Below are 19,121 nucleotides of genomic sequence, written 5' to 3'. Positions count from 1 at the left end.
ATTTCAGGCGTTCCTTACGTTTCTTGAGCCGCCTTTTTCATTCTTCCGTCTTCTTTTGAAACAACCATTTTTCTGGCCCGATCCATGATATCGATCAATGCCTTGTAATCCTCTTCTGTCATCTCTAGCTGGTTTCTCAATGTTTGATTTTCACTCCGTAAATCCTCCAGCTCTTTTTGCAGCGATTGGATTTGTTCCTTCATTTTTTCTCTTTCGAGCTGAAATTCTTGTGCAGACGGTGTTTCTTTGAATTGTTCGAGAAATTGAATGACATCCTGAATGGACAAATCTCGTTTTCCTTCTGGCGCTGCCGCGGCAGTCTGCTTCACAGAATTCGGCATGTTGACCGAATGAACGCCGATTTGCTTTCTCAGTTCTTTCCTCTGTTTTTTCGCAAGCTCTATTCCTGACTGGTATTGTTTTCTCACATACGAGTTCCACCTGAAACCACAGGCTGCCGCGGTTCTGGTCAGCGCCCTTCCAACCTCTTCAAAAGCGGAAAGCTGTGTTCCTCCCTCTCGAATATGACGAAGCACCACTTCTGCCAGCAGCAAATCCTCATCCTGAGTCCAAGCATCTTGTCTTGTAATGGTCAAATTCAATCTCCCTCCATGTCAGCTTATTTATCTCATACATATGCCGGTAATAGATTAGATAGACTATTTGCACTCACAAATTTTCCGCAAGCTGACAGGAAGAGAAAAAGAAAAAGCGCAGGGCTTTCACCCTGCGCTTTTCTTATTAGTTACTTTTTACATTTATGTCTTTGCCGTTGTATGATCCGCATGCTTTGCATACACGGTGAGACAATTTCATCTCTCCGCATGACGGACATTCTGTCATACCAGGTACATTAAGTTTGAAATGTGTACGGCGCAATCTTTTCTTCATTTTAGAAGTTCTTCTAAAAGGTACAGCCATTATTCCCACCTCCTTAAAGAGTTAAGATTCATCATCTTGTTTTAAGAGCTTCTCGAGGGCTGCAAGTCTCGGGTCAACTTGGTTCTTCTTGTCTTCCTCCGAAATGACTTGCCAGTCCTTTCCTTCTTGAGGAGCAGCTCCTTTTTCTTGTTCAGATTCACAAAAGATTTGCATAGGGATTTCTAAAAGAATTTCTTCTTTTACGATCGGAGTTAAGTCGATAGTATCGTCCTCAACAATGTGAACGTCATCATCTTCTATATCATCCGTCTGATGAAATATAAACAGTTCTTTTGTTGAAATTTCAAATGGATACGGAACATCAACGAGTGTTCTTGAGCATGGCAAAATCATTTCGCCTGAAATTGAAAAATCAAACGAAACCTGTTTGGATTTGATATCCGCTCTGCCCTTCACCCGGACGGGAGAAATGCGGCGAATGTCAGAATTCAGCTTTGTCAGCTCGTTTAACTCAACTGTTTCATCAAACTCAAAACTTTGTTTCGGCATTTGATGCAGCTGATAAATCGTCCATTTCATTTGTATCACCTCAGGAAAGCAACAAACATGATTATAGCTTTTAAGATTGTTTTTGTCAATATTTTTTCTTTACAGCATAATGCTGCCATTCAAGTATCGTTGACAGCGGAATATGCGATGCATACACTTAAAATAAAAATAAGACGTAAGAGTTTTCATTTGCAAATGTACCATACGTTTTTAAACATAGCAAGAAAGGCGGAAAAAATATGAAAGCTGTCGGATTGGTGGTTGAATATAATCCCTTTCATAACGGTCACCTTTATCATGCCCAAACTGCAAAGCGGCAAACCGGATGCGACACGGCTGTCGCGATGATGAGCGGACATTTTTTACAGCGCGGAGAACCGGCTGTAGTGTCAAAATGGGCCCGCACCAAAATGGCACTGCAAAGCGGAGTCGATCTTGTCATTGAACTGCCTTATCTTTACGCGGTGCAAAAAGCGGAGATTTTTGCACGCGGCAGTGTTTCCATCCTGAACAAACTTGGATGCGAAGCGCTGTTTTTCGGGAGTGAAAACGGTGATATTGAGCCGTTTCTAAAAACAGCAAAGCTTATTGATGAGCATAAACATACATTTGATCAGCGTATGAAAGAAGAACTTAAAAAGGGTGCCAGTTATCCAGCCGCGGCAGCTATCGCCTTCAGCTCGATTTTACATAACGAAAGTGCACTTGATTTATCAAAACCTAATAACATTTTGGGATACCATTATGTGACTTCCATTCTTTCCGGGGGATACTTGATGAAACCATATACGACAGCGCGCATCTCCTCGGACTATCATGATGCCGATCTTCCTGAAGGCGAAAACCATATCGCAAGCGCCACGAGCATCAGAAAAGCGATGATTGAACAGAATCTTGAAGCCTGCCTTCATTTTCTTCCTGCTGCATCTGCGTGTGAATTAGCACATTACCGCAAATCTTTCGGACTGTGGCATACACCTGAAAGCTATTTTTCTTACTTAAAATACAGCCTTTCAACTGTAACAGCAAAGGAATTACAGCAAATATACGAGGTCGAGGAAGGCCTGGAGCACAGAATTCTTCGTTCGATCAGAAAAGCCAGCTCCTATCAGGAATTTATGGAGCTGCTGAAAACGAAACGTTATACGTGGACAAGACTTCAGCGGATGAACACGCACATTTTAACCAGAACGAAAAAACAGGATATGCATAAGCTGCTTGATGACGAAGAGGTGCCTTATATCAGACTTCTCGGCATGACGAAAAAAGGACAGGCTTATTTATCAGAAAAGAAAAAAACGCTGTCCGTTCCGCTTGTCAGCAAACTGTCTTCTTTCTCCCATCCCGCTCTCAATCTGGACATAAAAGCAAGCAGAATCTACAGCCTGCCGATAGAAGAACCGCTGAGAACCGAGTTTGACCTGCAGGAATATGGACATGCGCCGATCCGATATGACGAGGATGAACAACGTTTTTTAAACAGATAGAAAAAGCACCTGAGTATCAGGTGCTTTTCGCCTTCAGCTTATTCAAATAATCAATCGCATCCTGCATCGTATCAACAGGCACAATCTTCATATCTGAATCAATATCTTTTGCTGTTTTTACTGCGTTTTTATAATCGGAATTGCTGGCGCCGTTTTGATTAGGTGCGAAGAAAATGTCTTTTCCGGCTTTGTCCGCGGCGACGACTTTTTGATCAATGCCGCCGATCGGGCCTACTTTTCCGTCAACATCAATCGTACCTGTTCCTGCGATATCGTATCCTTTTGTCTCATCTGTTTTTGTCAGCTGATTATAAATTTCCAGAGACATCATTAACCCTGCTGACGGGCCGCCGATATTTTCTATTTCAAAATCGATATCAGGCTCTACCTTCACGTTTCTGTCCGTATAGAGGGAAACCCCGATTCCTGCCCGATCCGGCTCTTCAGGAAATTGTTTTAACGTAAGGGTGACTCGCTTTTCTTTTTCTTCCCTTTCGATTTTTAATCTGACTTTATCTCCCGCTTTTTTGCTGCTGATATAATCAATCAGCTTTTCAGCAGACTGATAGGTTTTGCCGTCTGCGCTGATGATTTTATCACCGACTTCTATTTTCCCTTTTGCGGGCATGTTTTCTACGACTGAGCTTGCATATATGCCGTTAAAGGAATAGCTGACTTTTTTTCCTGCCTTTTGATAGGCGGCTATAACCGCGTTTTCTTGCGAGCTTTGCATCATTTGGAGCTGCCTTTTCATATACTCCTTATCTGATTCGCCTTCTTCCTTGATGCTCTCATCAGGAACAATTTCATAATAAGGGTGCATCTTTGCCCACACATATGTAAACGGATTAGCCGGTCCCACTTTGACAGTCATTAAGGACAGACTCCCTGTTTCCGGGTAGCCACCCTCCACTTTTATCAGTGAAGCAAGCTCTGTCGCTTCTCCCGGTTTTGTAATATAGTATGGAAGTTTTATAAATGATAAAACGGCAATCAGAATGAGGATGACAAGCATCCAGCTAAAATGTTTTTTACGTAGCAAATTATGAGCCCTCCCAATTCTCTATTTCTTTTCTAATCTTGCTGATCGTTCGGTTTGTGGCTTCCTCGCCTGCCGATATCATTGCTTCAATATTGGCAAACGAGCTTGAGCTGTATGTTTCAAGAGAAGGGCGAATCATGATATCTGCGGCGATCGTTTGATGTCTCACCAATTCATTTTGCAGTATATCCATACTTTGCATAATCACATCAAAAATATGCACTGCTGTTTCCGTTTTTCGAACCCTGGAAACATCCGAAGCGATGATAATATCAGCCCCCATGTCTTTTACAACAGAAACCGGAATTCGATCGACGACCGCGCCGTCTACAAGAAGGCGCCCATCCAGCCTCTGCGGAATAAAGATACCCGGTATGCTGATGCTGGCCCGCACTGCATCTGACACCGATCCTTTACGGAACACAATCTTTTCTCCCGTCTGTAAGTCACATGCAACAATGCCCAGCGGGATTTGAAGCTCTTCGATCGGTTTTCCGAATGTATAAGCATGCACAAGCTGCCTGACGCGGTCACCTTTTAAAAAACCGAGCCTGGGCACCGTATAATCAGCATAAAACCGCCGTTTAAAGGCTTTGGCGACTTTTTTCATTGTTGCCACGTCATGGCCGGCGGCATAAAAACTGCCCACCAAAGCGCCCATGCTGCTCCCCGCAATCATATCTACTTCAATTTGGTGCTTATGTAAACTGGAAAGCACACCGAGATGAGCGAGCCCCCTGGCCCCTCCCGATCCTAACGCTAACCCGATTTTAGGTTTGGCCAAAACGTTAACCTCCTGCCTGAATTCCCTTATATCGAATTCTATGGTCTAAACTGAACCCCTATGCTCGTATATTAGTACAAAGAATCAAGAGGACAGGTACTGCTTGGCCATTTCGTGTCATACATTATTTTATCATGATATACATGTCATTGGGCATTTTTAGCATCGGGGAGGTAAGAATGAACTTGTCGAAGATTCATACACTTTTGATTGCTTCATTTTTTCTTTTTTTAACAGCGACTGTCATCTCACATCCGCAGGCCTCATTCGAAGCCTCTAAAACCGGGCTTTCTATGTGGTGGGAGGTTGTGTTTCCGTCATTGCTGCCATTTTTTATTCTGTCTGAACTTTTAATCGGTTTTGGCATTGTGCGGTTTGTCGGTGTTTTGCTTGAGCCTTTTATGCGGCCGATCTTTCGCGTACCGGGTGTCGGCGGCTTCGTTCTTGCTATGGGAATGGCATCAGGAAACCCGGCGGGAGCAAAACTCACCGCCCGTCTGCGGCAGGAAAAACAAATTTCAAGAGTAGAAGCAGAACGGCTTGCGTCGTTTACCAATTCTTCGAACCCGCTCTTTATTTTTGGCGCTGTTGCCGTCGGTTTCTTTCAAAACGCATCATTGGGCATTTTATTGGCTTCTGCACACTATTTGGGGAATCTGGCTGTCGGTTTAACGATGCGTTCCTACGGCCGCAAGGAAGAGCAGCAGCTCAGAAGGAAGAAAACGATACCTTTTCCTTCGATCAAAGATGCTTTACACGCTTTGCATACCGCCAGACTTGCGGAAAAACGGCCCCTGGGCAAAATTTTAGGCGACGCTGTAACGTCTTCTGTTCAAACCCTTCTTATGGTGGGCGGCTTTATTATTTTATTTTCTGTCTTTAACCGGCTGTTGTCGGTCGTTCAGCTGACTGATGTTCTGTCTGTTCTCACAAAAGGCGCGCTGACTTTGTTTCAGCTTCCGGCTCAATTGGACATTCCCCTTTTATCAGGAATGTTTGAAATCACGTTAGGAAGCAAGCTCGTCAGCGAGACAGATGTGTCTCTTCTGCAAAAAGCCATTGTCGTCAGCTTTATTCTCGGGTTTAGCGGATTTTCCGTGCAAGCTCAGGTGGCAGGTATTTTATCGGAAACCGATATCAGATTTAAACCGTTCTTTATCGCACGTTTGCTTCAGGGCGTTTATGCAGCCGTCTTCGTCATGCTTTTATGGAAACCGCTCTACACGGCATGGCATGACCCGTACCGATATGTATTCAAATCTCTTAATAGCGGCGAAATGCCAACTGCTTTTATAAACGGCTGGAACCTGCTTGTTCAGATTGGACCTGCCGTCACATTATGCGCGCTGTTTACGTACATCATCATTTTTTCTTACAGACTGACAAACGGAACAAAAAAAGGATGAGTTAACTCTCTCATCCTTGTCTGAATTTTTGCTGAAGCGCAAGCTCTACTTCCGGCGGCACAAACTCTGATACCGGGCCATTGTATTTTGCCACTTCTTTTACAATGCTTGAGCTTAAAAACGAATATTGGTTATTTGTCATCATAAAAAACGTCTCGATAGATTCATCAAGCACACGGTTTACGGATGTCCCCTGCATCTCGTATTCAAAATCAGATACCGCTCTCAAGCCTCTTAAAATCGCTTTCGCATTTTTTCTTTTTGCGTAATCAATTAACAGTCCCTGCGACGTTTCAACTGTGATGTTTGGAATATCTTTTGTCACTTCTCTCAGAAGCTCACACCGCTCTTCGACACTGAACAAAGGCTTTTTTGAAGAATTATTCAGCACACATACATACACTTGTTCAAAAATATGCGCCCCGCGTCTGATGATGTCCAGATGCCCGTAGGTCACCGGATCAAAACTGCCGGGACAGACAGCTATACTCGCCACATCCCTACCCCCTCTTTTTATAAATCGCCACTCCTGTAAGTCCATAGGTTTCTTTTCTTGTCATGACAAGATCTCCTACGGTTTCGGGAAGCTCAACCTCTCTGTCATGCTCGGCAACGATAAAACCGTCTTCTTCCAGCATTTGATATTCATCAATCATCGTTAAAAGCGCTTTTAGCTTTTGTTCTTTATACGGCGGATCGAGAAAAATGCCGCGAAAGCCAGTTTCTCTTTTTGCAGCAGCGTGCAAAGCCCGTTCCGCGTCATTGCGGTATACCTGCGCATGTTTTGTAAGCTCCAGCGTTTTTAAATTTGATTTAACCGTTTGAATCGCTTTAAAATCACGGTCAACGAATATACAATGCTCAAATCCGCGCGAAAGCGCTTCAATTCCAAGACCTCCGCTCCCTGCGAATAAGTCAAGTCCCCTGCCCCCGTCAAAATAAGGGCCGATCATATTGAAAATGGATTCCTTCACTTTGTCGGTTGTCGGTCTTGTTGATGTTCCCGGCACAGCCTTTAGTGAACGGCCTTTTTTTGATCCAGAAATTACTCTCATGTTCCACACCACTTTTTCTAAAAGCTATTTTGTTTTCTTGTTCGGCCGGACGCCGCTATGTACATAGAAAAAAATCAATCCTATCTTAACATAAAGCATTCTTTCAAACAACGAACGTTAATCTTGACAAACAGGTGTATAGGCAGACTGATCCTTGTCCATACTATGAGCAACAGCATCTAGAGGATGTTGTTGCCAACCGCGGAGAAGACTTACGTTTCCCCATAAGTTCTTCCTCCGGTTTCTCCTCTCCCTTTGCCTTCTCCTTAACATGTTAAGGAATAGAAGGACCCCGCAGATGTCTGCGGGGATTTTTTTATACGCTATATGCCGATTTTATAATCGTATTCTTTTGCTTTATCAAGCTTTGACTCGAATTCCAATTTTAAAAACGGTTTATAAGAAGGCTCCACTTTTTTCACAAACGAGTACGATGCGATCTTGTCCATTGTTTTTTCAATTTGGTCCATATCGCAATACAGCACGACATATTTTAAGCGTTTTGATACATAGTGCACATTTCCGAACTTCCTCAGCATTTTGCTTTGCTTTAGGGAATGCAGATACACAATCATGCCCTGGCGCCTATTCTCCAATACAATCACCTGCCTGATTTCTCTTATATGTAAAAGACGAGACGGCCAGTCTCGTCAGGACACTTTGCATCCGCAGCTTCCGCCTGAACCGCAGCCGCCTCCGCATGAAGATAAACCGTCAAAATAAGGGTTCCCGGTCGGAACTTTTACATGCTCTGAAACAGCTGTCCCGATCTCAACGCTAATCTCATCAAGAATGGACTGGAGCTCATTTTCAGCTTTCTTAAAGTCAGCCACTTTATCATTCAGGTCCAGCTCCCGTTTGATCTCCCTCATTTTCCGGGATATTTCTCTATAGTCAGGATGATATTTGCCAAAACGCTGTACATCCTCATACTGCTCTTTTATTTTGATAAAAGAACGAATAATCCGCCCTGCCTCTTCATCTTCCTGGAGACGCTTGTAACAATTGCGGTAGTTCTCAGCCGTCTCCGACTGCAGAATCATCTCGGCAAGCTGCTGAGCTTCACTTTGAAGCCGCACGGATTCCATCGTCGCATACATAACATGCACCTCCAGTTGTTAGTTTACCATGAAACCAGCCAATTGGAAAATGCTTAACCGCAGCCGAAAATAAACTCCGTATTCCCGCATGAAAAAAGACCCTTTTCGGGGTCGTTTAATCTTTTGTCCGCATCGCTTGAAACATTTGCATCATCATTTGCGCCATTTGAATCCCGTTCGTAAATTGGTTCACCCGGTGCGGTATGGTTTTTTCATAAAAGTTCATCATCTCAAGCTGAAAGGAGGATAGATCATCCGGTTTTCTCGAAAGCCTGCGGTACCATATCGGCTGTTCTCTGATGAATCGTTTCCGTTCCTCGTTTTCTAAAATAAATTCCTGAACCTCTTTGCGCATATGAGGAGCTCCCCTTTTTTAATCCTTTCGAAAAGAAAAAGGATGCTGTCCAGAGCCTGGCTGAGATTGCTTTTGGCCGCTTCCGGAAAATGTATTAAGAAGGCTTTGCAACGATGAGATCGATTGGCTCATTTTATTGATTTGTTCGTTCATTTGATTGATATCCATCTTTTTCACCGCAGTCACCATTTTCGAGACAAAATCATTTTTCGGCTCTGTTTCAGGCGCAGCTTCAACAGCTTCTTCCGGTTCCCGATACGGATCCCAAATCGGATCGGTCTCTCCGAAGAGGACCCAATTTTCATATACGTCCTGCCAGCTTCTTTGTTCTTTGCGTACTTCTTTTATCAGCTTGGGATGCTTTTTGACGAATTGTTTAAAGTCATTGATTGAATGATTGGCATGTTGATTCGCCACAATCCTCACCCCCTCCGAAAATCGATACCTACTACAATGTATCGTTTTGTCAGGCATTGTGTTCGCCTATATTCGTTCACAAGTGAATTTTCAGCTTTGCTTCATAAACTCGTGAAAAAGCCTTACTGAAGAAATGAGAAAAAGCCTCATCTGCTGCCATCAGCACAGTCATTCAGATCAGCCTGTATGGAAACAAAAAAAGCCGCGGAACCATCCGTCCGCGGCTTTTCATTACCATCGCTTAATAAAATTTTGAGTGTAATATTTTCGGTCTACTCCGACACCAAGATGCGTATAATCTGAATTCAGAAGCGCTTTTCGGTGGCCTTCACTATTCAGCCAGCCTTCTACAGCGGCCGGACCGTCTACATAATTGTATGCGATATTTTCTCCCGCTTGCTGAAACTCAACATGCCCGTCTTCTAAGCGGTCTTTCAGCGTGCCGTATTTTTTAGAGACATGGGAGAAATAATGATTTTCCTTCATATCCTCGCTATGTCCAAAAGCCACTTCCGCCGTCGGCTGATCCCACTCAAGCTTCGCAAGCCCATGTTTGACGCGAATGACATTCGTCAAATCAAGTATTTGCTTTTCGCTTGTCGTTTGGATCTTTTTCCACTTATCGTCTGAAACAGCTTCCGGTTTTATTAATTCACCGCGGTATACAACCTCATAAGGCCTTTGCTTTACAAAGGTTTGCGCATCAAACGCCCTGATGCTGGATAGCTTCCCTTCAAATTTGTCCATATACAGCTGGACATACATTTTTCCTACCTTTACAGTCGGTCTGGTATTGATATCCTCTTCAGAAAACTCAAATCGATAGGAATTTCCTTTATACTCTACATTCACAAACGGCGCCACCTGGGTCGTCTTGAACACTTCTCCGGTTGATTCGCCAATTTTGAAAGGCTTTGCGTTAATGTCATTGCCAGCCGCAAATAATGTGACCACTTTATTGTTTAATACCCCGATTTGGATATATTGGTCCTTTCCTTGATTGTATACCCACCAATCGTAATCATAAGCTGACGGGTCAATGCGTTCTGGTTCCCCAAGCTTTTTCGTTACATCATCGGCGGACTTGCCCATAAAGGACAATAACCCTGAAGTCGGCATATGTATTCGTTTGCCGCTTTGCGCCTCCTCATTCGACACCTGAGGCTCGCTGTCATTTGATTTTTTTTCAGGAACAGATCCATATTGAATAAACAGAACATAAGTTCCGCAGATGATCAAGAGAATAACCATTGCTCTCAATATATTTTTCAATCTATCACCCCCGTGGCGAATCACATTGTCTTGCTTACACCTCATTACAATACAGCCTATTTAACATGTCAAAGATTTATGTGTTAATGAAAAAAGCCTTCTTCTCTATTATCACCCTCGGAAATATCCGATAAGGCACTGCCGGCACGTTCATTGGTTTGTTCAGATAAAGAAAGATCACCAAGCGTGACAATTCCAGTCAGCTTTTTGTTTTTTGTAACAGGTATCCTTCTGAGCTGATGGGATGCCATCAAATGAAGAACCTCATCGACTGAAGCATCTTCCTCCACACTGACAGGTTTTTCGGTCATCGCGTCAGTGATTTTTTGCGAGTTTGGTTTTTTTATGGCGATTCCTCTTAACACGAGATCACGGTCGGTTACGATGCCTACCAGTGTTTCTCCATCCTCATCAACTATCGGAATCGCACCTACATTCGCGTCTTTCATCTTTACCGCAGCTTCATATACATTATCTAATACCGTGCAATATTGCAAGTCGGCCGTCATCAGATCTTTTATTTTTGTCATCCGTATAACCTCCTTTAGTCTAGTGCTATTGTCGTCAAAATTTAATTTTTGCATACTTTCAAAAGAAGAAGATTCATTGAAAGTTTAACGCTTTCATACTATGATTGTCAGGAAAGGTAATTTTTATAAGGAGGGGTCAGTGTTGAAGTTTACTGAAAGCGGACTTGAAGGGGTAAAGGCTGAGCTAAGCTGGCTGGACGACTTGATGGAAAGCAAAGGCCTCGTCAGAGCGGGTCAATGGGATTACGAAAGAGTCACCTATGACAGGAAGTTTTCGACGATCGAGGGTACGTTTTATCTGCGGATACAAGGCATTGCGGCAGAGGGCGATGTTGGAAGCGGCCGCGCCGTGATTCAATTAATGTCCCCTCTCTTAGGCAAGCATTACTACCCGCATGGAGTAGAATATGGAGAAACGGAAGAGTTTCCCGTACAGGTTGTGACAAAAAGCAAGGCACTGATTCAGGACATCTCCGACTTGTTAAAAACCGTTCAAATGTAATGAAAAGGTACAGCATATTTTGCTGTACCTTTTACGATATCGGTTGCTGAATATACGGAGGCTCCTCCTGCCCGTCCTTTTCCCTTTCTTTCTTCACCCATTGGAAAAAGATAATCGCCAAAAAAGTACCGTACACAATTTCCTGAATGATTTTCATCATGACTGCTCCGAGCTGCTGATCCTCTAACAAAGGCAGTGTATTAAACATTTCCGGTCCTGTTAATGGGACCTGCCCCATCATATCTGCAGGCACGCAAAGCTTCATTGCCTCAGCCCACGCAGACGGATCTGTATATGTGGCGTATAACGGCGCGCCGCTGAACATAATCAAAGCGCAAGCCGGTGTGAGCAGCATACCGTCCGCCATAATATACCCCAGCTTCATCAAGCCGCTGAGCTGCCGAAGACGCTCTACCTTGTGAACAAGCGGCCACCACATCAAAAACGCAAGCACAAAGATAAGCCAGGTGATTAATGTATGGTAAAACGGATCCGTTTTGACTGTATCAAATATAAGCGGAACATGATATAAAGAAAAAATGCCGTTAAACAAAAGCAAAGCAATTAAGGGCGTCGTAAAAAATGAAAAAACCGGCTTAATGGCAGGCTTGAAAATGATTTTTTCCCATAGCCATGCAGGAATTCCCGCGATCAACAGCGGCGGGACGACCAAGTACAGCACAGCCATCTGCACCATATGCGCGCTGAACATAATATGTCCGAGCAGATCAACTGGGCTTCCTTCAGCTGCATATAAAAACAGCATCGCCGATAGAAAGCACGCCATTTCTTTACCAGTTATTCGATTTGGCTTTGAAGACATACGCCTGTATAAATAAAGATAAAGCACTGTAATGCCCAACAGGATACAAAAAAGATAAGGGCTCCACATCGCGCGAAACCCAAATACCTCTAACTGATTCATTTCTTTCTTCACCTCCGGCGGCTGTTTATATTACCACCATATAATGGTGACAAACGCAAGCACTGTGATGAATGCGACAAACATCCCTGAATACAAAAACAGTGCCGGCGCTTCATGCCCTTTTTGATTCATATGCATGAAATAATAAAGCTGGAAGATGACTTGTATCGCAGCAAGCAAAATAATGAAAGGAATCGTAAACCAGCTGCCGACACCGTCCGTTGCCACAGTCAGAAATGCAACAATCGTAAGGCCGATCATTAAACCAAAAGACAGTACCTGATACTTCATCTCCTGAGCGTGCTTCTTTTTCTTAAATTCAAGGTCGCTGTTGATATGTCCCCTGCTTTTTTTACCGACCATGTTTATCCCACCATCCCCATTAAATATACAACGGTAAAGATGAAGACCCACACGACATCAATAAAGTGCCAATAAAGGCTGGCAACATAAAATTTAGGCGCCGTATACAAGTTAAGCCCCCTCTTAGCATTGCGGATCATCAGCGTGCTGATCCACATAAGCCCAAATGCCACGTGGGCGCCGTGCGTACCGACAAGCGTGTAAAACGCGGACCCGAGCGCAGAGCTTGTAATGGTAAAGCCAAACTCATGGGTGTAATGCTTAAACTCATAGATCTCCAATCCCAAAAAGCCCGCTCCCAATAAGATTGTAATTCCCAGCCAAAGCTGCATTTTGCCGAAGGAGAAGTTCTTCATGTGATACATCGCATATACACTTGTTAAACTGCTCGTTAATAGCAGCATTGTGGCGATAAACACAAGCTTCACATCAAACATTTCCGTCGTAGGCGGATCACCGGCGTTTGAATTCCGGAGTGCAAGAAACGTTGCGAAGAGAGACGCGAACAAAACTGTCTCTCCCCCAAGAAAAAGCCAAAAGCCTAAAAATTTATTTTTCCCTTCCAGTGTTACTTTTTCGGGAGAAGCTGGAAAGGTTTCTGCGGTGAATTTTTCTTCAATTTGCATTATGCCTTCACCCCTTTATCATCGTTCGGCAGTTCCTCTTTATGAATGTGATAGCCGTGATCATCAATGACTGAGCGAAGCAGCATCGTAAAGAATGTAATGCCTAGCCCGATAAAGATCACCGGCAGGCCCCAAGCGTAATCGCTTCTGTATAGCAGCCCGAACGCTGCGACAAAAAGGCCGAAGGAAATGACAAACGGCAGGATTGAGCCGTTCGGCATATGAATATCATCAACCGGTTCAGCCGGCGTCATTGATTTGTGTCCTGCCTGTTTCTCGATCCAAAACGGATCAAGCCCTCTGACAAAAGGGAGCTGTTTAAAGTTATACTCAGGCGGCGGTGATGAAACAGTCCATTCAAGGGTACGGCCGTCCTGCCATGGATCAGCTCCGACATATTCGCCTTTTGCTGATGTCCAAATCACATTGACCAGCAGAAGAATAACAGCTGCCGCCATAAAAAACGCCCCGATTGTACTGATCAAGTTGCCGGTTTCAAGACCCTGGCCCGGCAAAAACGTATAAACCCGGCGCGGCATCCCCATTAGACCGACAAAATGCTGAATGAAAAACGTGAGATGAAAGCCGATAAAAAACAATACAAATGAAATTTTACCCATGGTCTCATGCAAAATTTTACCGAACATTTTCGGCCACCAGAAATGAACACCGGCTAAAAGGCCGAATACGACACCGCCAATAATGACGTAGTGAAAGTGCGCCACCACAAAATACGTATCATGGAACTGATAATCGGCAGCCGCCGCTGCCAGCATGACACCCGTGACACCGCCGAGCACAAACGACGGAATGAATGAAACGGCATACAGCATAGCGGTCGTATACTTTACATTTCCTCCCCAGATCGTCAAAAGCCAGTTAAAAATTTTAATCCCGGTCGGAATCGCGATAGCCATTGTGGCAACCGCAAAAATCGCGTTTGCAATCGGTCCGAGACCTGTCGTAAACATATGGTGCACCCAAACCATAAAGCCCAGAAAGCCAATGAGCACGATGGCAAAAACCATTGAAGAATACCCAAACAAACGCTTTCTGGCAAACACGGGAATAACCTCTGAAAAAATACCGAATGCAGGCAAAATTAAGATATAAACCTCCGGATGGCCGAAGATCCAAAATAAATGCTCCCAAATGACCGTATTTCCGCCAAGCTCCGGATTAAAGAAATTGGTGCCGAACAGCCGGTCCAGCATCATCAGAGCCAATCCCACCGTAAGCGGCGGAAATGCGAACAAAATCAATGCCGAGGCCACAAATGTCGTCCATGTAAACAAAGGCAGCCTCATGTACGTCATGCCTGGAGCCCTCATATTGATAATCGTGGCCAAAAAGTTAATCCCGGCTATCAGCGTCCCGAGCCCCGATATTTGCAGTCCGAGTACGAAAAAGTCGATGCCGTGCCCTGCTGAATGAAGCGAAAGTGAGGCATAAGACGTCCAGCCCGCGTCTGGCGCTCCGCCCAAAAACCAGCTTAGATTTAAGAAAATGCCTCCGAAAAAGAAGAGCCAAAAACCAAGCGCGTTTAGAAACGGAAACGAAACGTCCCGGGCCCCAATCTGCAAAGGAACGACCGCATTCATCAAGGCAAATAAGAGAGGCATCGCAGCCAGAAAGATCATCGTCGTCCCGTGCATTGTCATTACTTCATTATACGCTTGGGCGCTAAGAAACGCATTCTCCGGCTTTGCCAGCTGGATTCTGATAAACATCGCTTCAATTCCTCCGACAAGAAAGAAGAATCCCCCTGCCACTAAGTAAAGAATCGCGATTTTTTTATGGTCCACCGTCGTCAAATAATCCCAAAGCATAGATCCGCGCGTCCGCTTTTCTGTAAGCGCATTCAACATATGTGACCTCCCCCAATATCTCCCTTTCTTCCCTACTTGCTTTCCGCTTTTAAGCCTTTTAAGTATTCATAAAGCGCATCTGTTTCACTGTCTGAGAGCTTCGGATATGTGCCTGTCATTTTGTTCCCCGGCTTTATGCTGTCAGGATCCTTCAGCCAAGCCTTCACATTTTCCTCGTTGGCGTCCTTCACCCCTGCCACTTTTGCCCTTTCACCGAAGGTCGCCAAGTTGGGTGCCGTTCTAGCTGCTTCTGCACGTTTATCATTCGGCTCTACCGCATGGCAGCTCAGGCAGTTCTTCTCTTTAAACATCTCTTCGCCCTGCTTAGCCAAATCGCTCTCTGTTGTAGACTTATAGTTTTTCATTTCTTTTGTCCAGCCCTGAAACTCTTTTGCAGACATCGTCTTTACCTTAAAATCCATCAGTGCGTGTGAAGGGCCGCAAAGCTCTGCACACTTCCCAAAAAACATATCTCCTGCCTCTTTGCTTCGTTTTGAATCAAATGTCAGAAAAAACTTATTTTCATTATCCGTATTCGTATCAAGTTTTCCTCCAACTGAAGGAATCCAAAAGGAATGTTTGACATCTGAAGCTTTTAGATTAAAATATACACGCTGGTCTGTCGGCACTATCAGCTCCTGGCTTGTGATAATGCCGTAATCAGGGTATTCAAACTCCCACCAATACAAATTTGCCCGGACATTGACTACAAGAGCGTCCTCAGCTTTGCGGCTTTTCTTATCCATAGGTGATGTATCTGCTAACTCAAGCGTATATAATACGACAGGGATCACAAGAATAATGAGCAGCAAAATCGGGATCACGGTCCATGTGATTTCTAAAAATTTATTTCCCTCTACCTGTTTCGGTATCGTGTTCTCACCGACCCGTGATCTTCTGAATCTCACAATCACATAAAAGAAGATAACAGATACTACTGCAACAACAACCACCATAATCAATGTGCTGAGCACTGTCAGGTCATACTGTTTATCAGCCACCTCGCCAGCAGGCTTGAGCGTGGATAAAAAAGGTTTTCCACATCCGCTTAATAGAAGCGGCACTAAGGCTAATAATGAAATAAGACGCCAATGCTTTACCATTTCACCCAACCCCTTTTCTGGTCAATACAAAGGCGGAGAGCAGACTTGAAGATCATCGCAATCCAGCCTATCACCAATAAAGCACTTACATTTCCTCTTCTCTTAAATTATGAGTTTTTTTACTCAAAATGCCATCTATGTATAAAAGTAAAGCCGCCTGATTAAACAAGAGGTCAAGGCGGCATTTACTAGTTGTCATCGTTTATTTTGAAGCGATAAAACAAGCAACGTATCTTTTTTTTTAGAAAAGAGTCAAGACAACCATGGCAACGAAATAGATTGTCATGTAGTTAAGCGAATAAACGAACATCTGCGTTGCCCACTTCATGATATTCTTGGAGCGGAAGCCCATTAAGCCGAGAATCAGCCAGCCGATGTTTAACAGCAAGCCGAGGATGACAATCGGAAGGCCTAAGCTTCCAAGGAAAAACGGAAGCGGCATCAGACACGCAACCCATACAATAATTTGTCTTTTTGTCACTTCAAATCCGTATACGACAGGAAGCATCGGAATATTTGCAGCTCTGTAATCCTCCGTTTTCTTAATAGCCAATGCTAAGAAGTGAGGAATCTGCCAAATAAATAAAATCATGAATAATACCCATGCCACGACACCGATATTGCCTTCCACTGCCGTCCATCCGATAAGCGGCGGAACTGCACCGGAAACACTTCCTACTACTGTGTTAATCGTATAGCGGCGTTTCGTCCACATTGTGTACAATACAACATACGTAAAGACTCCGATAAACCCGATAACAGCAGCCATGACAGTTGTCATCAGCAGCATGATCAATCCTAAAGCAACCAGCAAAATTCCAGACCATAACGCCTGATTCGGCTGAATTTTACCCGTAACCGTCGGTCTTACTTTCGTGCGCTCCATAAGATGGTCAATGTCCCGGTCATACCAGTTATTGATCGCGCAGGAGCCTGCAATAATCAGAGAAGACCCGATTAATGTAAGAAGAACGGTGTTTATATTGCCTAAAAAACTTAGACCGGAAATATGCAGTGCAAGCCACATTCCAGTAAAAGTCGTGATGAGATTAGAATTTACAATCCCTATTTTAATAAGGGAAAGAAAATCTTTCCATGCCGTTGTTTCTTCAATTTGTCCGTCTATAGCTGTATCATTTAAGATTCTGGAGTTAGCCATAACGTATACCTCCCTTACAAACCTAACGCAGGAGAATAAAAAAACCTGCAATTCTATCATACAAGATAACATCTTGTAAAAAAACATCCTATTAAATATTAAACGACAAACAGGAATTTATTTGTGAACTTTTTATGAATTTTACCAAAGATGAAGGCAATCGCCAAATCGGCAGTGCGTTTACCTTATTTCTATCAGACCCGGCATGAATAATCAAGTGTACATTTTCCGGAAGCTGTTATTCTATTATATTTTTGTGAACAAAAGGCGCTAAGAATTGCCACAAAACACATATTCGCTTACACTTGGAACGTATATAAAATTGCAGCAGTATGTTGAGAAGGTGAATATTGTATGAATAAAGCATTAAAAGCTCTCGGTGTTCTGACAACATTTGTCATGCTTATTGTTTTAATCGGGGGAGCCCTCGTTACAAAAACAGGTTCCGGCCAAGGCTGCGGCAGACAGTGGCCGCTGTGTCACGGCCGTTTTTTCCCTGAACTGAATCCGGCTTCAATTATTGAATGGAGCCACAGATTCGCAAGCGGGATCTCGATTATCCTTGTGTTAAGCCTTGCGTTTTGGTCATGGAGAAAAATCACGCCGATTTTCCGTGAAACAACGTTTCTCGCGATTATGTCAATTATCTTTTTATTTTTACAGGCACTGCTTGGCGCATTGGCTGTCGTATTCGGTTCAAACGCGCTGATTATGGCGCTTCACTTTGGCATCTCATTGATATCATTCGCTTCAGTACTTATTTTGACGTTGCTCATATTTGAAGCTGATAAATCAGTTAGAAAGCTGGTGAAGCCGCTTCAAATCGGCAAAAAAATGCAATTTCACATGATAGGAATTTTAATATATTCCTATATCGTTGTGTATACAGGCGCATATGTAAGACATACGGAATCAAGTCTGGCATGTCCTGATGTGCCGTTGTGCAGTCCGCTGAACAATGGACTTCCGACCCAATTCCACGAATGGGTGCAAATGGGCCACAGAACAGCGGCCTTGCTGTTGTTTGTATGGATTATTGTGGCGGCTGTTCATGCTATGACTTCCTATAAAGATCAAAAGCAGATCTTTTGGGGCTGGATCTCATGCCTTATTTTTATCACATTACAGGCGCTGTCCGGCATTATGATCGTATACTCTGAACTGGCACTGGGCTTTGCACTTGCCCACTCGTTCTTTATAGCCTGCCTGTTTGGTGTTTTATGCTATTTCTTATTATTGATTGCGCGCTTCCGTTATGAATCCAGACAATCATAACGACTCTAGACCAAAGCCCTACGCTTTGGTCTTTTTTTTGCCGCTTCATACGCTTCCATCGCTAGTCGCTGAACTTGATGATCAATGAGCGGATCGGTGCGCTCCGTAACCTGCATCATCCTGATTATAGAAAACTCATCAATTTCATATGAGTCCATCTGTATCGCTTCATGATAAAAAATGTGCAGGTAAAGCCTTTTGCCGCGCCTCATTTTTAAAAAAACAGATTGAGTCTTAAAGAGATATTCATGGCTTATATCATACTTCACGTTTATAAAGTACTGATCTACCTGAAAGATCGGCAGCAGATAAGTTCTGTTTTTTGTTTTGAATAGAAAATGACTTGTGACAGTGCTGAATTGTCTTCAAGCCTTAAAACCATACACACACTTTCAACTGTTTCACTCCGCTTTTAAAAAAA

Annotated in this window: 25 protein-coding genes; 5 read left to right on the top strand and 20 right to left on the bottom strand. The window is 43.7% G+C overall.

From position 1 onward, the window contains the following. Nucleotides 1-14: 14 nt before the first annotated feature. The 3 genes from gerR to EFK13_RS08360 all read right to left on the bottom strand — a co-directional run bounded on the left by gerR (nt 15) and on the right by EFK13_RS08360 (nt 1,461). On the bottom strand, nt 15-596 hold the full coding sequence (gerR, locus tag EFK13_RS08370; RefSeq protein ID WP_129505786.1) for a sporulation-specific transcriptional regulator GerR: 582 nt from the start codon (nt 594-596) through the stop codon (nt 15-17). 145 nt (nt 597-741) lie between these two features. After that, nucleotides 742-921, bottom strand: a complete 180-nt coding sequence (rpmF, locus tag EFK13_RS08365) for a 50S ribosomal protein L32 (protein ID WP_003154457.1) — start codon at nt 919-921, stop codon at nt 742-744. Between the two features lie 21 nt (nt 922-942). Beyond that, nucleotides 943-1,461 (bottom strand): YceD family protein, encoded by a 519-nt coding sequence (locus EFK13_RS08360; RefSeq protein WP_129505787.1) that lies wholly within the window; start codon nt 1,459-1,461, stop codon nt 943-945. A 27-nt stretch (nt 1,462-1,488) separates the two neighbouring features. Here EFK13_RS08360 and EFK13_RS08355 point away from each other — a divergent pair, with 27 nt between their 5' ends. Together EFK13_RS08355 and EFK13_RS08350 are read left to right on the top strand one after the other, a co-directional pair. Beyond that, the gene (locus EFK13_RS08355) at nt 1,489-1,674 is read left to right on the top strand and encodes a hypothetical protein (protein ID WP_129505788.1); all 186 of its coding nucleotides are present in this window, start codon (nt 1,489-1,491) and stop codon (nt 1,672-1,674) included. Then, nucleotides 1,671-2,918 carry a nucleotidyltransferase gene (locus EFK13_RS08350; protein WP_129505789.1) on the top strand — a complete coding sequence of 416 codons (1,248 nt, stop codon included), beginning with the start codon at nt 1,671-1,673 and terminating at the stop codon, nt 2,916-2,918. The genes EFK13_RS08355 and EFK13_RS08350 overlap by 4 nt, the downstream gene beginning before the upstream one ends. Nucleotides 2,919-2,934: 16 nt before the next feature. Here EFK13_RS08350 and ddcP read toward each other — a convergent pair whose 3' ends face one another. After that, nucleotides 2,935-3,960, bottom strand: a complete 1,026-nt coding sequence (gene ddcP, locus EFK13_RS08345) for a protease DdcP (protein WP_129505790.1) — start codon at nt 3,958-3,960, stop codon at nt 2,935-2,937. Nucleotide 3,961: 1 nt separating this feature from the next. Next, on the bottom strand, nt 3,962-4,744 hold the full coding sequence (locus tag EFK13_RS08340) for a patatin family protein (RefSeq protein WP_129505791.1): 783 nt from the start codon (nt 4,742-4,744) through the stop codon (nt 3,962-3,964). Nucleotides 4,745-4,923: 179 nt separating this feature from the next. Here EFK13_RS08340 and spoVV point away from each other — a divergent pair, with 179 nt between their 5' ends. Next, on the top strand, nt 4,924-6,150 hold the full coding sequence (gene spoVV, locus EFK13_RS08335) for a dipicolinic acid transporter SpoVV (RefSeq protein ID WP_129505792.1): 1,227 nt from the start codon (nt 4,924-4,926) through the stop codon (nt 6,148-6,150). A gap of 10 nt (nt 6,151-6,160) precedes the next feature. On the opposite strand, the gene coaD is transcribed toward spoVV, so the two are convergent. The 8 genes from coaD to EFK13_RS08295 all read right to left on the bottom strand — a co-directional run bounded on the left by coaD (nt 6,161) and on the right by EFK13_RS08295 (nt 10,879). Then, nucleotides 6,161-6,646: a pantetheine-phosphate adenylyltransferase gene (gene coaD, locus EFK13_RS08330; RefSeq protein WP_075745958.1), complete on the bottom strand. Its 486-nt coding sequence runs from the start codon at nt 6,644-6,646 to the stop codon at nt 6,161-6,163. A 4-nt stretch (nt 6,647-6,650) separates the two neighbouring features. Beyond that, nucleotides 6,651-7,205, bottom strand: a complete 555-nt coding sequence (gene rsmD, locus EFK13_RS08325) for a 16S rRNA (guanine(966)-N(2))-methyltransferase RsmD (protein ID WP_019258325.1) — start codon at nt 7,203-7,205, stop codon at nt 6,651-6,653. Between the two features lie 323 nt (nt 7,206-7,528). Continuing rightward, nucleotides 7,529-7,801, bottom strand: coding sequence for a YlbG family protein (locus EFK13_RS08320; protein ID WP_003221373.1), 273 nt, complete (start codon nt 7,799-7,801; stop codon nt 7,529-7,531). Nucleotides 7,802-7,855: 54 nt separating this feature from the next. Then, complete coding sequence (gene ricF / locus EFK13_RS08315) at nt 7,856-8,305, bottom strand: regulatory iron-sulfur-containing complex subunit RicF (RefSeq protein WP_064813675.1); 450 nt, start codon at nt 8,303-8,305, stop codon at nt 7,856-7,858. A gap of 115 nt (nt 8,306-8,420) precedes the next feature. Next, on the bottom strand, nt 8,421-8,660 hold the full coding sequence (locus EFK13_RS08310; RefSeq protein WP_129505793.1) for a YlbE-like family protein: 240 nt from the start codon (nt 8,658-8,660) through the stop codon (nt 8,421-8,423). An 18-nt stretch (nt 8,661-8,678) separates the two neighbouring features. Then, the gene (ylbD, locus tag EFK13_RS08305; RefSeq protein ID WP_129505794.1) at nt 8,679-9,077 is read right to left on the bottom strand and encodes a YlbD family protein; all 399 of its coding nucleotides are present in this window, start codon (nt 9,075-9,077) and stop codon (nt 8,679-8,681) included. Between the two features lie 231 nt (nt 9,078-9,308). Continuing rightward, nucleotides 9,309-10,349: a CAP domain-containing protein gene (locus EFK13_RS08300; RefSeq protein ID WP_129505795.1), complete on the bottom strand. Its 1,041-nt coding sequence runs from the start codon at nt 10,347-10,349 to the stop codon at nt 9,309-9,311. A gap of 83 nt (nt 10,350-10,432) precedes the next feature. Continuing rightward, a complete protein-coding gene (locus EFK13_RS08295) occupies nt 10,433-10,879 on the bottom strand; it encodes a CBS domain-containing protein (RefSeq protein WP_003238738.1) in 447 nt (148 codons plus the stop codon). Between the two features lie 139 nt (nt 10,880-11,018). Between EFK13_RS08295 and EFK13_RS08290 the strand changes: the two genes are divergently transcribed. Continuing rightward, nucleotides 11,019-11,381, top strand: a complete 363-nt coding sequence (locus EFK13_RS08290; protein ID WP_003238740.1) for a YugN family protein — start codon at nt 11,019-11,021, stop codon at nt 11,379-11,381. 31 nt (nt 11,382-11,412) lie between these two features. Here EFK13_RS08290 and ctaG read toward each other — a convergent pair whose 3' ends face one another. The 6 genes from ctaG to cyoE form a co-directional block, all read right to left on the bottom strand. Continuing rightward, nucleotides 11,413-12,306, bottom strand: coding sequence for a cytochrome c oxidase assembly factor CtaG (gene ctaG, locus EFK13_RS08285; RefSeq protein ID WP_129505796.1), 894 nt, complete (start codon nt 12,304-12,306; stop codon nt 11,413-11,415). A gap of 30 nt (nt 12,307-12,336) precedes the next feature. Next, nucleotides 12,337-12,669, bottom strand: coding sequence for a cytochrome c oxidase subunit IVB (gene ctaF, locus EFK13_RS08280; RefSeq protein ID WP_019714304.1), 333 nt, complete (start codon nt 12,667-12,669; stop codon nt 12,337-12,339). A 2-nt stretch (nt 12,670-12,671) separates the two neighbouring features. Continuing rightward, the gene (gene ctaE / locus EFK13_RS08275) at nt 12,672-13,295 is read right to left on the bottom strand and encodes a cytochrome c oxidase subunit III (protein ID WP_129505797.1); all 624 of its coding nucleotides are present in this window, start codon (nt 13,293-13,295) and stop codon (nt 12,672-12,674) included. After that, nucleotides 13,295-15,163 carry a cytochrome c oxidase subunit I gene (gene ctaD, locus EFK13_RS08270; RefSeq protein ID WP_129505798.1) on the bottom strand — a complete coding sequence of 623 codons (1,869 nt, stop codon included), beginning with the start codon at nt 15,161-15,163 and terminating at the stop codon, nt 13,295-13,297. Before ctaD ends, ctaE begins: the two co-directional genes overlap by 1 nt. Before the next feature lie 32 nt (nt 15,164-15,195). Continuing rightward, nucleotides 15,196-16,266: a cytochrome c oxidase subunit II gene (gene coxB, locus EFK13_RS08265; protein ID WP_129505799.1), complete on the bottom strand. Its 1,071-nt coding sequence runs from the start codon at nt 16,264-16,266 to the stop codon at nt 15,196-15,198. A gap of 241 nt (nt 16,267-16,507) precedes the next feature. Beyond that, nucleotides 16,508-17,425 carry a heme o synthase gene (gene cyoE / locus EFK13_RS08260; RefSeq protein ID WP_003238752.1) on the bottom strand — a complete coding sequence of 306 codons (918 nt, stop codon included), beginning with the start codon at nt 17,423-17,425 and terminating at the stop codon, nt 16,508-16,510. Nucleotides 17,426-17,779: 354 nt separating this feature from the next. Between cyoE and ctaA the strand changes: the two genes are divergently transcribed. Next, a complete protein-coding gene (ctaA, locus tag EFK13_RS08255) occupies nt 17,780-18,700 on the top strand; it encodes a heme A synthase CtaA (RefSeq protein WP_119997025.1) in 921 nt (306 codons plus the stop codon). Between the two features lie 5 nt (nt 18,701-18,705). Here ctaA and EFK13_RS08250 read toward each other — a convergent pair whose 3' ends face one another. After that, nucleotides 18,706-18,858 (bottom strand): hypothetical protein, encoded by a 153-nt coding sequence (locus EFK13_RS08250; protein WP_161568032.1) that lies wholly within the window; start codon nt 18,856-18,858, stop codon nt 18,706-18,708. Nucleotides 18,859-19,121 lie beyond the last annotated feature (263 nt).

The sequence above is a fragment of the Bacillus cabrialesii genome (assembly GCF_004124315.2).
Lineage (GTDB): Bacteria > Bacillota > Bacilli > Bacillales > Bacillaceae > Bacillus > Bacillus cabrialesii.
The sequence above is the reverse complement of the archived record's forward strand: the minus strand, read 5'-3'. Positions and strand labels throughout refer to the sequence as shown.

Coding starts and splice junctions, on each gene's coding strand:
- rpmF (WP_003154457.1), bottom strand. CDS start 921: ATGGCTGTACCTTTTAGAAGAACTTCTAAAATGAAGAAAAGATTGCGC.
- EFK13_RS08360 (WP_129505787.1), bottom strand. CDS start 1,461: ATGAAATGGACGATTTATCAGCTGCATCAAATGCCGAAACAAAGTTTT.
- EFK13_RS08355 (WP_129505788.1), top strand. CDS start 1,489: ATGATTATAGCTTTTAAGATTGTTTTTGTCAATATTTTTTCTTTACAG.
- EFK13_RS08350 (WP_129505789.1), top strand. CDS start 1,671: ATGAAAGCTGTCGGATTGGTGGTTGAATATAATCCCTTTCATAACGGT.
- spoVV (WP_129505792.1), top strand. CDS start 4,924: ATGAACTTGTCGAAGATTCATACACTTTTGATTGCTTCATTTTTTCTT.
- rsmD (WP_019258325.1), bottom strand. CDS start 7,205: ATGAGAGTAATTTCTGGATCAAAAAAAGGCCGTTCACTAAAGGCTGTG.
- ricF (WP_064813675.1), bottom strand. CDS start 8,305: ATGTATGCGACGATGGAATCCGTGCGGCTTCAAAGTGAAGCTCAGCAG.
- EFK13_RS08310 (WP_129505793.1), bottom strand. CDS start 8,660: ATGCGCAAAGAGGTTCAGGAATTTATTTTAGAAAACGAGGAACGGAAA.
- EFK13_RS08295 (WP_003238738.1), bottom strand. CDS start 10,879: ATGACAAAAATAAAAGATCTGATGACGGCCGACTTGCAATATTGCACG.
- ctaG (WP_129505796.1), bottom strand. CDS start 12,306: ATGAATCAGTTAGAGGTATTTGGGTTTCGCGCGATGTGGAGCCCTTAT.
- ctaF (WP_019714304.1), bottom strand. CDS start 12,669: ATGGTCGGTAAAAAAAGCAGGGGACATATCAACAGCGACCTTGAATTT.
- ctaE (WP_129505797.1), bottom strand. CDS start 13,295: ATGCAAATTGAAGAAAAATTCACCGCAGAAACCTTTCCAGCTTCTCCC.
- ctaD (WP_129505798.1), bottom strand. CDS start 15,163: ATGTTGAATGCGCTTACAGAAAAGCGGACGCGCGGATCTATGCTTTGG.
- coxB (WP_129505799.1), bottom strand. CDS start 16,266: ATGGTAAAGCATTGGCGTCTTATTTCATTATTAGCCTTAGTGCCGCTT.
- cyoE (WP_003238752.1), bottom strand. CDS start 17,425: ATGGCTAACTCCAGAATCTTAAATGATACAGCTATAGACGGACAAATT.
- ctaA (WP_119997025.1), top strand. CDS start 17,780: ATGAATAAAGCATTAAAAGCTCTCGGTGTTCTGACAACATTTGTCATG.
- EFK13_RS08250 (WP_161568032.1), bottom strand. CDS start 18,858: ATGGACTCATATGAAATTGATGAGTTTTCTATAATCAGGATGATGCAG.